At 45.5% G+C, this 12,411-nt stretch carries 16 protein-coding genes; 9 read left to right on the forward strand and 7 right to left on the reverse strand.

Annotation, left to right across the window (positions count from 1 at the left end; translation table 11 throughout):
* The first annotated feature begins 15 nt into the window (after positions 1 to 15).
* Both AC1DOV_RS24230 and gntK read left to right on the forward strand, forming a co-directional pair.
* The gene (locus AC1DOV_RS24230) at positions 16 to 111 is read left to right on the forward strand and encodes an IS3 family transposase (protein WP_441878496.1); all 96 of its coding nucleotides are present in this window, start codon (positions 16 to 18) and stop codon (positions 109 to 111) included.
* A 255-nt stretch (positions 112 to 366) separates the two neighbouring features.
* A complete protein-coding gene (gntK, locus tag AC1DOV_RS24235) occupies positions 367 to 1,905 on the forward strand; it encodes a gluconokinase (RefSeq protein ID WP_477551279.1) in 1,539 nt (512 codons plus the stop codon).
* A gap of 63 nt (positions 1,906 to 1,968) precedes the next feature.
* On the opposite strand, the gene AC1DOV_RS24240 is transcribed toward gntK, so the two are convergent.
* On the reverse strand, positions 1,969 to 3,837 hold the full coding sequence (locus AC1DOV_RS24240; RefSeq protein WP_477551280.1) for a squalene cyclase: 1,869 nt from the start codon (positions 3,835 to 3,837) through the stop codon (positions 1,969 to 1,971).
* Positions 3,838 to 3,942: 105 nt separating this feature from the next.
* Positions 3,943 to 4,827: a LysR substrate-binding domain-containing protein gene (locus tag AC1DOV_RS24245; RefSeq protein WP_477510560.1), complete on the reverse strand. Its 885-nt coding sequence runs from the start codon at positions 4,825 to 4,827 to the stop codon at positions 3,943 to 3,945.
* 200 nt (positions 4,828 to 5,027) lie between these two features.
* Between AC1DOV_RS24245 and AC1DOV_RS24250 the strand changes: the two genes are divergently transcribed.
* A complete protein-coding gene (locus AC1DOV_RS24250; RefSeq protein WP_477551320.1) occupies positions 5,028 to 6,050 on the forward strand; it encodes a YeiH family protein in 1,023 nt (340 codons plus the stop codon).
* Between the two features lie 53 nt (positions 6,051 to 6,103).
* Here AC1DOV_RS24250 and AC1DOV_RS24255 read toward each other — a convergent pair whose 3' ends face one another.
* Genes AC1DOV_RS24255 through AC1DOV_RS24275 form a run of 5 tightly spaced genes read right to left on the reverse strand, consistent with a single transcriptional unit; the run spans position 6,104 to position 7,899 of the window.
* Positions 6,104 to 6,541, reverse strand: a complete 438-nt coding sequence (locus AC1DOV_RS24255; RefSeq protein ID WP_477551281.1) for a spore germination protein GerPE — start codon at positions 6,539 to 6,541, stop codon at positions 6,104 to 6,106.
* Positions 6,542 to 6,549: 8 nt separating this feature from the next.
* Entirely contained in the window at positions 6,550 to 6,762 is a 213-nt protein-coding gene (locus tag AC1DOV_RS24260) for a spore gernimation protein GerPD (protein ID WP_477551282.1), read from the reverse strand.
* On the reverse strand, positions 6,762 to 7,430 hold the full coding sequence (gene gerPC / locus AC1DOV_RS24265) for a spore germination protein GerPC (protein ID WP_477510504.1): 669 nt from the start codon (positions 7,428 to 7,430) through the stop codon (positions 6,762 to 6,764). Before gerPC ends, AC1DOV_RS24260 begins: the two co-directional genes overlap by 1 nt.
* 41 nt (positions 7,431 to 7,471) lie before the next feature.
* Positions 7,472 to 7,675 carry a spore germination protein GerPB gene (locus tag AC1DOV_RS24270; RefSeq protein WP_441886115.1) on the reverse strand — a complete coding sequence of 68 codons (204 nt, stop codon included), beginning with the start codon at positions 7,673 to 7,675 and terminating at the stop codon, positions 7,472 to 7,474.
* On the reverse strand, positions 7,672 to 7,899 hold the full coding sequence (locus AC1DOV_RS24275) for a spore germination protein (protein WP_054024261.1): 228 nt from the start codon (positions 7,897 to 7,899) through the stop codon (positions 7,672 to 7,674). Before AC1DOV_RS24275 ends, AC1DOV_RS24270 begins: the two co-directional genes overlap by 4 nt.
* 152 nt (positions 7,900 to 8,051) lie before the next feature.
* Here AC1DOV_RS24275 and AC1DOV_RS24280 point away from each other — a divergent pair, with 152 nt between their 5' ends.
* From AC1DOV_RS24280 to metG, 6 genes are all read left to right on the forward strand, one after another.
* Positions 8,052 to 8,477 (forward strand): Hsp20/alpha crystallin family protein, encoded by a 426-nt coding sequence (locus tag AC1DOV_RS24280; protein WP_076266928.1) that lies wholly within the window; start codon positions 8,052 to 8,054, stop codon positions 8,475 to 8,477.
* A 387-nt stretch (positions 8,478 to 8,864) separates the two neighbouring features.
* Positions 8,865 to 9,089 carry a hypothetical protein gene (locus AC1DOV_RS24285; RefSeq protein WP_076266930.1) on the forward strand — a complete coding sequence of 75 codons (225 nt, stop codon included), beginning with the start codon at positions 8,865 to 8,867 and terminating at the stop codon, positions 9,087 to 9,089.
* Between the two features lie 180 nt (positions 9,090 to 9,269).
* A complete protein-coding gene (locus AC1DOV_RS24290) occupies positions 9,270 to 9,707 on the forward strand; it encodes a Fur family transcriptional regulator (protein WP_076266931.1) in 438 nt (145 codons plus the stop codon).
* Positions 9,708 to 9,724: 17 nt separating this feature from the next.
* Positions 9,725 to 9,964 (forward strand): membrane protein insertion efficiency factor YidD, encoded by a 240-nt coding sequence (gene yidD / locus AC1DOV_RS24295; RefSeq protein ID WP_076267070.1) that lies wholly within the window; start codon positions 9,725 to 9,727, stop codon positions 9,962 to 9,964.
* Between the two features lie 147 nt (positions 9,965 to 10,111).
* Positions 10,112 to 10,246 carry a hypothetical protein gene (locus tag AC1DOV_RS24300; protein WP_430057948.1) on the forward strand — a complete coding sequence of 45 codons (135 nt, stop codon included), beginning with the start codon at positions 10,112 to 10,114 and terminating at the stop codon, positions 10,244 to 10,246.
* Positions 10,247 to 10,359: 113 nt separating this feature from the next.
* Positions 10,360 to 12,351 carry a methionine--tRNA ligase gene (metG, locus tag AC1DOV_RS24305; protein ID WP_477551283.1) on the forward strand — a complete coding sequence of 664 codons (1,992 nt, stop codon included), beginning with the start codon at positions 10,360 to 10,362 and terminating at the stop codon, positions 12,349 to 12,351.
* Positions 12,352 to 12,411: the final 60 nt, after the last annotated feature.

The following is a 12,411-nucleotide window of genomic DNA, read 5'->3' on the forward strand; positions in this document are numbered from 1 at the left end:
AAGGCACAAAGGAGAATTGAAGAATATTTGCATTTCTATAATAACGAGCGACCGCAGAGAAAACTAAAAAAACTGACGCCTGTTGCTTACAGACGTCAGCTTTCTGCCTAGGTGTTTTTTGCAATGTCTACAAATAGGGGTCTTGACCAGTGCTGTAATCTCGCATTCAGGTTCTTTTTTGTTCTATTTTTACGAAAGAGAATCGCTGAATAAAACAAGTATTACTTCTCAATCTATCGATCACATGCATTTCATTCGTATAGAAACGGGTTGAATAATTGCTGTAATAACGATATTGTAGCAATTACAGGGTAAACGATTATAAAGCCAGATGTTGTTTTGGCAATTGTATGCGGAGGTACAAGGATGAGTACAAAATATGTTATCGGTGTTGATATAGGAACGACAAGCACGAAGGCAGTACTCTTTACGGCCAAAGGTGTCATAGTCGCAAGCCATGGTATTGAATATCCGCTGCATTCTCCATCGCCAGCTATTGCGGAGCAGGACCCGGATGAAATTTTTAATGCTGTGTTAGGCACTATTGGTCAAGCTGTTGCGAAAAGCAACGTGCAGCAAGAAGATATTTTATGTGTTTCATTCAGTTCGGCAATGCATAGCGTGATTGCTGTGGATCAAGAAGGGACGCCAATATCAAGATGCATAACTTGGGCAGACAATCGGAGTATCGAATGGACGAATAAAATTAAAAATGAATGGAATGGCCATGAAATCTATTTGCGGACAGGCACTCCCATTCATCCGATGTCTCCGTTATCCAAGCTTACCTGGCTGCGTCATGATCATAAGGAGTTATTCGATCGTACATACAAATTTATTTCGATAAAAGAGTACGTTTTCTTCAAGCTGTTCGGACGTTATGTCATCGATTATTCGATTGCATCAGCAACAGGACTGTTCCATTTGAACAATTTGCAATGGGATGAGGAAGCGCTTCGTGTTGCTGGCGTTACGGCAGATCGGCTTTCGGAGCTTGTGCCGACGACGTATAAGCTGGAGGGGTTGGAAGAGCAGTTTGCGAAGCTGATGAATTTGCAGCCAAACACTCCATTTATTGTAGGCGCTAGTGATGGTGTACTCTCCAATTTGGGTGTCAATGCGATTAAGCCTGGCGTAGTTGCCGTTACAATCGGTACGAGCGGTGCTATACGAGCGGTAACGGACAAGCCTGTAACTGATCCGAAGGGCCGTATTTTTTGCTATGCTTTAACTGAGAAGCACTGGGTTATCGGGGGACCAGTGAATAACGGAGGAATGATTTTTCGCTGGGTTCGCGATCAGATCGGTACGGAAGAAGTTATTACGGCTAAAGAAAGAGGAATCGATCCCTATGAGCTGCTAACGGAGCTCGCTGCGAAGGCGAAACCGGGTTCTGAGGGTCTTATTTTCCATCCTTATTTGTCAGGTGAACGTGCTCCGCTTTGGGATGCGAATGCGCGTGGTTCTTATTTTGGGCTGGGACTGCATCATAAGAAAGAGCATTTAGTTCGCGCAGCGTTAGAAGGAGTCATTTATAATTTATATAGCGTACTCATGGCACTTGAAGAATTGACAGGCAAACCTACTCAAATTCAAGCAACAGGAGGGTTTGCGAGGTCAGATCTTTGGCGCCAGATGATGGCTGACATATTTGATCAAGAATTGCATGTGCCTGAGAGTATTGAAAGCTCTTGTCTTGGCGCGGTTATTCTGGGGTTATACAGCTTGGGCGAGGTGGATTCGCTGGACGTTGTTGCGGATATGGTAGGAGGTTCGCATTTTCATTTGCCCAATAAACAAAATGCCGAAATTTATGCCGAGCTCATGCGGATCTACATCCGAGTTTCTCGTTTATTAACCGAGGAATACGCAAATATTGCAGCTTTTCAACAAAAATATGTTTAATTTATATCGCAAAAACAGCCGAGCAGCTATGCCGGCTGTTTTTATTTGAAAGTCGTATTCGTATTACGTGCCGTATTTCTTCAAAATCGACGACAGCGTAAGCAGCGGCCATATATAGTTGTTGCTCGGATAATGAACATAAACGCTGCCTGGAAGAGCTGCTCCTGTTGGATAGGTGTAGGTCCAATCTCGTCGCTCAAGCGATTGGAGCAATGCTTCTACGCCTCTTTCCATTGCGGCATTGGGTTTAGCATAAACTGCGATTAAGGCGTCGAGCGCCCAAGCGGTTTGAGAGGGGGTGCTGGCATGGAGCGGGACATAATGCTTTACTTTGTCGCTCAAGCAGGACTCACCCCAGCCGCCGTCTTCATTTTGAATAGATAGCAGCCACTTGATTCCCTTCTGAATGGCGGGATGGTCGTCTGGCACCCCAACTGCTGTCATTCCTTTTATTGCAGCACCTGTCCCATGCGTATAGGCAATACCCCAGCGACCGTACCAGCTACCATCCCTTATTTGCTGGGAGAGCACCCATTGCACACTATCATCCAGCCAGCGATGGCCGATTGTCATGTCCAGCTCATCCCCTAAAAAACCAAGTACACGGCCGGTTAAGTCGACAGTAGAAGGATCGGTAGAAATGTCAGAGGAGCCTTCAAAAGTAAAGAAGCTGGCTGGCAGCTGGTTGCCTTCGCGTTCGAACGCAGGCCAGCCGCCATCTTCGTTTCGCATCGCTAGCACCCAGTTTAAACCTCGTTGCCAGTTGGCGTGTAAGCCATTTGCTTCGGTAGTGAAAGGCCGAATTGCCCGCAGAACAGCAGCGCTGTCATCGACGTCTGGATAAAGCGTATTTACGTTGGAGAATCCCCAGCCTCCTGCAGGTGTATTCGGCAAACGTCTAGTCCAATCTCCTAAACGAACCTGCTGCCTTGCTAACAAATAAACCCCAGCTTTCTCGAGGGCAGGCATGCTTGGAGAGGCTCCTGCTTCACGCAGCGCGTAAGTCAGCATGGAGGTGTCCCAAACTTCAGCAGATGCGACTTGAAGATGAGGCCTGTCGACACACATGACTGAAAGTATACCTGCCAATAATCGATTTACGGCGGGTGAATCCGTGGAGTAGCCCAGCGAAAGCAAAGATAAAATCATCAATATTGTTGCAGTAGAGAAGGTTAGAAGTGTTCCATTTGGCTCAAGTCTCTCGAACATAAAGGCTTCAGCCTTCTCATACGACGTTGAGGAGCTGGGTGGAAGCAGACTGGATAAAGGCAAGCTGGATATAAATTCATTCAACGCAGATATCCAGGTCGTATCATTCGAAAATTTGCGCGAGTCGTTAACAAATAGCTGATAAAGCTCGGGCATTGTACTCGTTTTGCGGACAAATTGTTTGTTTGCCATAATGATAGTCGGTACAAGGTGGACACGCGCATGACCAGAGAGTGAGAATAGATCAAGGCCGATTCCGAGATCGGAGAAAAAAGCTTCAAGCGGAATGCGCAGCATACGCGGCCATTCCGCTTGACCTGTTGTGGCAAAGATAACCTGCGTAAGCAAGGATCTAACCTCGGATAAACCGCCGCGTTTCAGAATAAATTGCTTAGCCCTTACCATACGCGGATCAGCTTCATAGTAGTAACCTGCATAAAGCAGTGCAAAATAAGCCTCAGACGTTGCGTCCAAATTGCCCTCAGACTCGTCAGGATAAACCTTCCAAGCACCGTTTTCCTCTTGTTTTGAGGCAATTCGAGCTGCAAGCATGTGAATCAAACGCTCATCAGCTCTGCCTAGCAGGCGCAGCAAAATGATTAAATAACTATCCGTCATCGTCCCAGAATCGAAGCACATCCGCCATGCGCCGTCCTGCGACTGCTGGTGAATAAGCTCTTCCGTCATTGCATCTATCCTTGCGCGGATTCGTTTCATATCCATGTGGCGCAATCATCCTTTGCAACTGTCGTTGCTTAATATATATGCGCTAATCAGCATGCACAGTCGAGGATCGCCTAATAGGAATAGACGGCTTGTTCACACTGTTTATTCATTAAGGGTTAGAAGCCGTTGCAGCAGCATGGATACAGCCATTGTAGCTGCTCCTTCTTTATGTCGGATAATAGAAAAATCACGTTCGAAACGCTGTTTGCTCAACCGAAGCTGGATCAATTCTCCCGATTCTAATTCCTTCTTTACGACCCAGCGTGACAGCATAGCAATTCCTAAACCGGATACAACAGATTGTTTGACACTTTGGCTGCTATTAAAAATGTAAGAGCGTTTTTGGGTTATTTGCGCATCACGTATGAACTGGTCGCTAAAAGCGCGAGTGCCAGAGCCGACTTCTCTCAGTACCCATACTTGGTTTTGCAGCATTTCGGCATCAATGAAGCGCTCCGCTGCGAGCGGATGTGTAGAAGGAGCGATCAGAATCATTTCATCTTTCATGTAAGGCGTAACGATTAAATCTGACGCGCTTGCATCTCCTTCAATGAGACCAATATCAAGTTCGTTGGAACGCACTGCTTGAACAATTTCCTCCGTATTCCCGATTGTTGTTTGGATAGTAACAAGCGGATATTGAACAGCAAATTCAGCAAGCCGGCTTGGGAGAACATATTCACCAATCGTAAAGCTGGCTCCAATCTGCAAGCTGCCCGTCACTTTATCCTGCAAAAGCTGTATGTCCTGCTTCGCTTCCTCATATAAAGATAAAATTTGCTTCGCCCGTTGGTACATAATGTCACCAGCTTCGGTAAGCCGAACCTGCTTAGGAGAGCGATGCAGCAGCTTTGCTCCAAGTTCATTTTCTAAATTTCGAATATACAGGCTTACCCCTGGCTGAGAAATATTCAATAGATCTGCAGCTCTTGAAAAATGACTTTGCTCGGTTACGGTAACGAATACTCGAAGTGCCTCAATGATCATCATTATCCCTCATTATTGATTGCGATTTTCTTGAATATAACGTAACTATAAGGAAAAAACGAATGAATGGCAATTCAATCATTAGGATTCCTGATGATAAGGATAGGGAATAGGTATTTCACTTTGTCTGCTCCGAGCCTTATAGTGAATGCAACGGGTACACTTGCTAAACACAAGATGCAGAGGTGAAATCGATGATTATAAAAAATGTTTTTATTCGACATTCGAATAATGGTTTTGGTTTTATACAAGGATTAGCGTATACGATGGGTATTGCAATAGCAGCGAAAGGAATCGCGATGCTTCCTTTTTTTAACGTTATGGGTCAGCTGGTTGTCGCAATTTTATTAGGGATAGCCTGTCGTGCATGGATAGGCTTGCCGGCGCAAGCGACGAGCGGCATAACGTTTTCAAGCAAAAAACTGCTGCGATTCGGAATTATTCTGCTGGGGCTTCGCCTGAACTTATATGATATTTTACATGCAGGGCCAAAGGTATTTGTGCTTGCCGTTATTAACATTGTTTTTACGATATTTGTTGTTTATGGAATAAGCAAATGGATGAAAATAGATAAAAATTTAGGCCTTCTCACAGCCTGCGGTACAGCAATTTGCGGTGCAGCAGCTGTTGTAGCGATAGCTCCACAATTGAAGGCAAGTCCAAATGAAACAGCAGTGAGTGCGACAACGGTTGCTATTTTAGGAACGCTATTTACTCTAGCCTATACCGTATTGTACCCCGTGCTTGATTTAAGCAACGCAGGTTATGGTATCTTCTCGGGTGCAACATTGCATGAAATTGCGCATGTTATTGCTGCTTCGGCACCTGGAGGACAAGAAGCGATTGATTTGGCTGTTATTGTAAAGATGACTCGCGTAGCGCTGCTTGTCCCTGTCGCGATTATTATTGGAATTTGGAATGGCCGCAAAGCCAATAAAGCACAAAAAATGAGCTTAAAGCAATTGCCGATTCCATGGTTTATCGTTGGATTTCTTGCCATGAGCGGAGTTAATACGTTAGGCATAATTCCTGCCGCAGCTACTGCGAATCTGATTGTCGCCGCTTATTTTCTTATTGCAATGGCAATGGCAGGACTTGGTCTCGGCGTCGATTTTGTCGTATTTAAGAAGCTTGGGAAAAAACCATTTATTGCGGGATTCATTGGCTCTGTGCTGCTAGCCGGGCTCGGATTGCTGCTTGTGCATATTTTTCAATTGGCATAGAAAAGACAAGAAAAAGTCCGCAGGCATACAGTGCCATAGCGGACTTTATTTGCTCAACCTTGAGAGAGAGCGGAATTTTGACGGGGGTACTGCCGAATATGCTTGATTCGTGATTCTCCGTTCAGAGTCACTCCGTTGCCGATCTGAATGCTCGCTGCTGAGCCGGATGCAATGACTTGTATGTATCCGACTGTAATATTCGGCGCACAATTGGTTCGAAACAGCTCAATACCACCAGCATTATCAAATTCCGGTTCACTGATAACGGGCAGCGGGCGTGAAAAAAGCTCATAGGATTCAAAAAAAACTTTGCCTGAAGTCAGATGATCTTCTTTCCGCTGCACCGCTAGTGCTCGAAGCTTGGCGCTCGTCACAGCGCGATCACCAAGCTGTACAATACCTGCCTGACCAACGGTTATTATACGTAAGAACCCAACAGTTGCGGTTCGAACATGAAAGGTATTGCTAGATTGATCATTGATTCGATTCATGATGCCACCTAGCTTCCCCCAAAAGTGCCGCTAGACCCTTCTTCCGGAAGCGGAAATGGAGCAATCGGTCCAACAATGACAGATTCAGGCGGTGTATCGAACATCGAATATAAGTTTACGTTATCGGTGTCCCCAACTTGCAGCATCGAGGCACTGGATACGCCGAGTACTTCAATTTGACCAACACTAAGCAGATGATTAACGACTTTAAAATACAGCATTATGACATTCCTCCGGTAGATGGGGAGTTGTTTTGCAGCTCTCGCATATATGCGAGCAATGCAGCGTCGGCATCCCTTTTTGTTTTGGACAGAACGGTAGCTGTGACTGCATTGTTGTCAATCGCGGCTGGTTGAGCATCGCTGCCTCGATCTGTTTTTTGCATATAGTACTGAATGCGAGCAGGAACTTGTTTGCGGACATCATTTATAATAATTTGTCGATGATAAGGATCTAGTGGAATTTGGAGCTCGTTTTCGTAGGAAAGCAGCTTTTGCTGAGCTTCCATATCCAAATAGCGAGTCATCCCAGCATAAATATCATTGTATAGCCCATTTTGTGGCGGTGTAGGTGAGGCTGTAGTTGGGAAAGTAGGCGTATTTGATACGGTCATCTGTTCAATGCTTCCAGGGATAGAATCATCTCCGATGCCTGGCGCGGTCATCCCGATATTCAGTGTGCCGTCCAGCTTCTCAACTTTCAATTGATCAAAATGATATTGAATGCCGTCTATATGGTAAGTAGGGCGCGCTTCGAGCTGCTTTACTTGTTCACATAAAGCGTTGACCTTTGCTTCAAGTGCATCCAGCCGCTCACAATGCTCGTTAAGCTTATTTTGTACTTCAAGTGACCATATTTGCCACGGGGAAAGTGGATTGTTTTGCTGCATGATACTTGCACCTCCTACTCGTAATGAGTTCTAATTTCCGCTTAATTAGGGTTAGGCAGTGGGACGAAGGAAAGCGGATTATCTGAGGATAACTCTGGAGCAGGCTCAGTGAACCCGCCCGAATTATAGAGCTGTGACAATGAACGTATGGATCCGGCACTGCCGACCTGCAGGACGGAGCTGTTCGATATGCTGTCGACACGTAGCTGATGAATTGTAATTTGCTGATGAATGGTCAGGCTCATATTGCACTCACATCATTATTCGAGCTATCTTGCACATCCGGATCAAGGGTGTTTGTTGCGCTGACAGCGTTATTTGAGTTCGTTAAGCTTCCGGTTAGGAATGATCCTGATCCCGCATACGTCTTGGAAGTGCTATTTGGCGACACTTCCAGGGCGTCTCCAAATTGAATAATGGAGCCGGAGCCAACGCTAACAATTTTGACAAAACCTACGACAGCTGGCATGAGCATCCTCCCTTTGTATAGATGATTTTTGATAAATGGATTGTTTATGGTATAGCTTATGCGGCATTCGCCCAGAGGTTACTATCCAGAAAGTATCCTGAAACGCTCAAGGCGCATATGCTGGTAGAAGTGCTGGAAGGCGGGTGTTTGCTGTGGCATCTAAATGGGATGATATGGAACGGTGGATGGAGAAGCAGCAGATGCCGAAAGGCTTTGAGCTGCTGCGCGAACCGGCTTGGGTAGAGCAATATGTGCGTAAAATGATGACCAAAGCACTGCCCGAAGCGGCTGGTGTTATGATTGGAGGAGGCTCAGCCGCCTTTTCTGAAACACGTCATTTTTTGAATGTGAAGATTACATTGCCGGAAGGCTTTGATAAAGAGCAGCTGCGGTTGTTCGTAAGGGAAGATCGGCTGCGCCTGGATGGACTGCCGAGCGGTAAGCCGGAGACGATCAAGCTGCCTAAGTTTGTGAAGCCAAAGGTGTGCAAAACATTAGTGAAAGACAATTTTATGCACGTGAAGCTTCAGAAGAGGCCAACCAATCGTACCTATCATGAAGCGATTATTCGCTGGTAGTTAACGTATGGAGGAACAGGAAGGGCACAAATCTAGATGAGATGTGCTCTTTTTGTCACGAAATCGACAGGTATTACAGCTGGCTAAAGGCTTCGCTATCCCTTATAATGTCTAATGAACATGTACATATTAGTAAAAAGGGAGTGTGTTCAGTGTCCTTAGTCGATGTAAGCAGTGTTTCTGCTTCGTTATTCATACTTGGAATCGTTTTTTTAATGCTTATTTTCGGTTTGCTGAGCTTTGGTATCCTGCGGATGTTTCAGCAAAAATTTCGTACAGGCTGGTTTAGTTTTGCAGGAGCGGTCGTGAGTTTTGTAGTCTTCATGTACATATTAAATAAGTGGTATCTATAATTTTTTATAGCTGATCACGACCGGAGGTAAGGGCTTGACCTGGACAATTATATGGTTTTTTATTAACATGCTGTTCGTCGTTTCCATTATCAGTTATATGTTTATGCATCGCTCGTACTCGGAATCGAAACGGCTCTCCAATGATTCCGCGTTAATTAATAAGCTCAATACTAGGCGGAAGCTCGTTGGCATTATTAGTATCTTGTTATTTGTAGCGATGTCAGCTAGCTTTATGATCAACATGAGATTAAATGGTTAAATGGAGGCTCTCATTGACGAGAGCTTTTTTTAAATATAAGACTTTATAAGTTTTATTGCTTATAATGGACTTATATCATTCTCCGCGAAACGAATGCTAAGCCTCCATAGGCGGCTTTAGCCGTTTTAAGTTTGTTCGTCATTATGGAGATATACAATTTTTAGTCCGGAGGTTCGACATATGCATACGATGGAAGACATTATACGACGCATGTCTAGTCAAGGATTGAGAATAACGGATCAAAGGAAAACGCTCGCAAAGCTTTTTTCTGAGACACAGGGTTATTTGGCTCCGAAGGAAGTCTATGAATATATGGGGAAATCGTATACGGGATTAAGCTTTGATACCGTATATCGCAATTTGCGAGTGATGGAAGAACTCGGTGTGCTGGAGCAGGTTATTTTTGAGGATGGCGGTAAGTTCAAGCTGCATTGCAGAGAGAATGAACATCATCATCATATGATTTGCCTGCAGTGCGGGATGACTTATCCCATTACCTTCTGCCCAATGGAGCAAACGAATGTTCCTGATGATTTCCGAGTTGTGAAACACAAATTCGAGGTGTTCGGATATTGCAAAGACTGCATACAAGACGAGTCAGCAGTTAGCGAGGCCTAATGTCAGAGAAACGGGTAATGCGAAGAGTGACTCAAGCTCCGATCCTCTTTTATCGCAAAGTGATTTCACCTTTGACCCCGCCATCTTGCCGTTTCTATCCGACATGTTCGATGTATGCGCTCGAAGCGATCGAGAAGCATGGAGCGGCTAAGGGCTCGTGGCTTGCTATGAAGCGAATTGCCAGGTGCCATCCCTTTAATGCTGGTGGTTATGATCCCGTTCCGCCTGCAAAAGACAGCAACATAGATGCTCCTTGACAGAGAGGGCTCTATTTGGGTATATTTTGATTTATAAGTGGTAAAATAAGTTTTGTTTTTATTTATATGTCCGAGGAATGGATAAGTACAATAGCAGAACCTTTTCAGAGAGCCGGGAAATATGGTGCAAGCCGGTAAGGGACTCCATTGGAAAATGGTCCGGGAGGATTCGCTTTCGAGCTTCAGCGGCAGCGCTGGGTAAGGGAGCGACGCGAAGCTGGCGTTAACGGCGCAAGCCGCCATGCAGGCGGCACACGAAGCTTTCTTGAAGTGGCGGTTTAACCGCTCATTTCCGGATTGAAATTTGGGTGGTACCGCGTGAGTTCAAACTCTCGTCCCATGATGGACGGGAGTTTTTTGCGTTTTTTTAGACTAATGCAATAGGAGGAGTAAAAATGACGAAAAAAAATACGTTTTATATTACAACGCCGATTTATTATCCGAGCGATAAGCTTCACATTGGACATGCCTACACGACGGTGGCTGGTGACGCAATGGCACGTTATAAACGTCTGCGCGGCTATGATGTATGGTATTTGACGGGTACAGATGAGCATGGACAGAAAATTGAACGCAAAGCAAAGGAAAAGGACCAAACCCCGCAGCAATTTGTTGATGATATCGTTGTAGGCATTAAAGATCTGTGGGCGAAGCTGGAAATCTCCAATGATGATTTCATTCGTACGACGGAGGATCGTCATAAGGTTGTTGTTGAGAAAATTTTTGCTCAGCTGCTCAAACAGGACGATATTTATAAAGGCACGTATGAAGGCTGGTACTGTACGCCTTGTGAGTCGTTTTTCCTCGAGCGTCAGCTGGTTGACGGCAAATGCCCAGACTGCGGACGTGCGGTTGAGCTTGTAAAAGAAGAAAGCTACTTCTTCCGCATGAGCAATTATGCTGATCGTTTGCTCAAATATTATGAAGACAATCCAGATTTCATTCAACCGGAATCACGCAAGAATGAGATGATCAACAACTTCATTAAGCCGGGCCTTGAGGATTTGGCTGTATCGCGTACAACGTTTGATTGGGGTATTAAAGTGCCTGGAGACGCTAAACATGTCATTTACGTGTGGATTGATGCGCTTTCCAACTATATCACGGCATTAGGCTACGGAAATGAAGGCGATGATCAGAAATATCGTGATTTCTGGCCGGCTGACGTACATTTGGTCGGAAAAGAAATTGTTCGATTCCATACGATTTATTGGCCAATCATGCTGATGGCGCTCGATTTGCCGCTGCCTAAGAAGGTGTTTGCACATGGCTGGCTTCTGATGAAGGATGGCAAAATGTCAAAATCCAAAGGCAATGTTGTTGATCCAGTTATGCTGATCGATCGTTACGGACTGGACGCGCTTCGTTATTATTTGCTCCGCGAAGTGCCGTTTGGCGCAGACGGAACATTTACGCCTGAAAATTTCGTTGAACGAATTAACTTCGATTTGGCGAACGATCTTGGTAATCTGCTTAACCGAACGATAGCGATGATCGATAAATACTTTGACGGTGTCATCCCGCCATTTGCAGGCAGCGTAACCGAATTTGATGAATCGTTGCAGAAGCTTGCGAGTGAAACGATCGTTCAGGTAGAGTCAGCGCTTGAAAATATGGAGTTTTCCGTGGCGCTGTCATCCCTTTGGCAGCTTGTAAGCCGCACGAACAAATATATCGACGAGACACAGCCATGGACGCTTGCTAAAGATGAGTCCAAAAATGGACAGCTAGCATCCGTTATGCATCATTTGGCGGAATCGCTGCGAATCGTATCGATTCTGCTGCAGCCGTTCTTAACGCATTCTCCAAGGGAAATGTGGAAGCAGCTTGGGCTTGAGCAGGGTGAACTAACTTCCTGGGAGAGCACGAAGCAATTCGGTTCGCTGCCGGGTGGAACGAGAGTAAACAAGGGCACACCATTGTTCCCACGCCTCGATACGGCAGAGGAGTCTGCTTTTATCGCAGCAGAAATGAGCGGCGGTACACAGACAGAGCAGCCAGCTGAGCAGCCAAATGCTGCGAAGGCAGCGGATGAAGCACCACAGGCTGCACCTGAGAGCAAGGAAGAAATTGCAATTGATGACTTTGCAAAGGTAGAGCTACGCGTTGCTCAGGTTATTTCTGCAGAGCCAGTCCTCAAAGCAGATAAACTGCTGAAGCTTCAATTGGATCTAGGTTATGAGCAGCGGCAGATTGTTTCCGGCATTGCTAAGTTTTACACTCCGGAGCAAATGGTTGGACGCAAAGTTATTTGCGTTACAAACTTGAAGCCGGTTAAGCTGCGCGGCGAAATGTCGCAAGGAATGATTCTTGCAGCATCACATGGCGATCAGCTTACACTTGCAACGGTTCCTGACAATATGCCAAACGGCGCTGTTGTGAAGTAAATTCATTTGTTCATATACGGAGGCACCCCTGAGGTTGTTTAACTTCTGGGGTGCTTTTAT

The sequence above is a fragment of the Paenibacillus sp. 01T47 genome, assembly GCF_056398245.1.

Bases quoted from the DNA above. Each gene is read 5' to 3' on its own strand.
- AC1DOV_RS24240 (WP_477551280.1), bottom strand. From the start codon at position 3,837: ATGGATATGAAACGAATCCGCGCAAGGATAGATGCAATGACGGAAGAG.
- AC1DOV_RS24260 (WP_477551282.1), bottom strand. From the start codon at position 6,762: ATGCTGTATTTTAAAGTCGTTAATCATCTGCTTAGTGTTGGTCAAATT.
- yidD (WP_076267070.1), top strand. From the start codon at position 9,725: ATGCGAAGAGTGACTCAAGCTCCGATCCTCTTTTATCGCAAAGTGATT.
- AC1DOV_RS24275 (WP_054024261.1), bottom strand. From the start codon at position 7,899: ATGCCAGCTGTCGTAGGTTTTGTCAAAATTGTTAGCGTTGGCTCCGGC.
- AC1DOV_RS24270 (WP_441886115.1), bottom strand. From the start codon at position 7,675: ATGAGCCTGACCATTCATCAGCAAATTACAATTCATCAGCTACGTGTC.
- AC1DOV_RS24255 (WP_477551281.1), bottom strand. From the start codon at position 6,541: ATGAATCGAATCAATGATCAATCTAGCAATACCTTTCATGTTCGAACC.
- gntK (WP_477551279.1), top strand. From the start codon at position 367: ATGAGTACAAAATATGTTATCGGTGTTGATATAGGAACGACAAGCACG.
- gerPC (WP_477510504.1), bottom strand. From the start codon at position 7,430: ATGCAGCAAAACAATCCACTTTCCCCGTGGCAAATATGGTCACTTGAA.
- AC1DOV_RS24290 (WP_076266931.1), top strand. From the start codon at position 9,270: ATGCATACGATGGAAGACATTATACGACGCATGTCTAGTCAAGGATTG.
- AC1DOV_RS24245 (WP_477510560.1), bottom strand. From the start codon at position 4,827: ATGATCATTGAGGCACTTCGAGTATTCGTTACCGTAACCGAGCAAAGT.
- metG (WP_477551283.1), top strand. From the start codon at position 10,360: ATGACGAAAAAAAATACGTTTTATATTACAACGCCGATTTATTATCCG.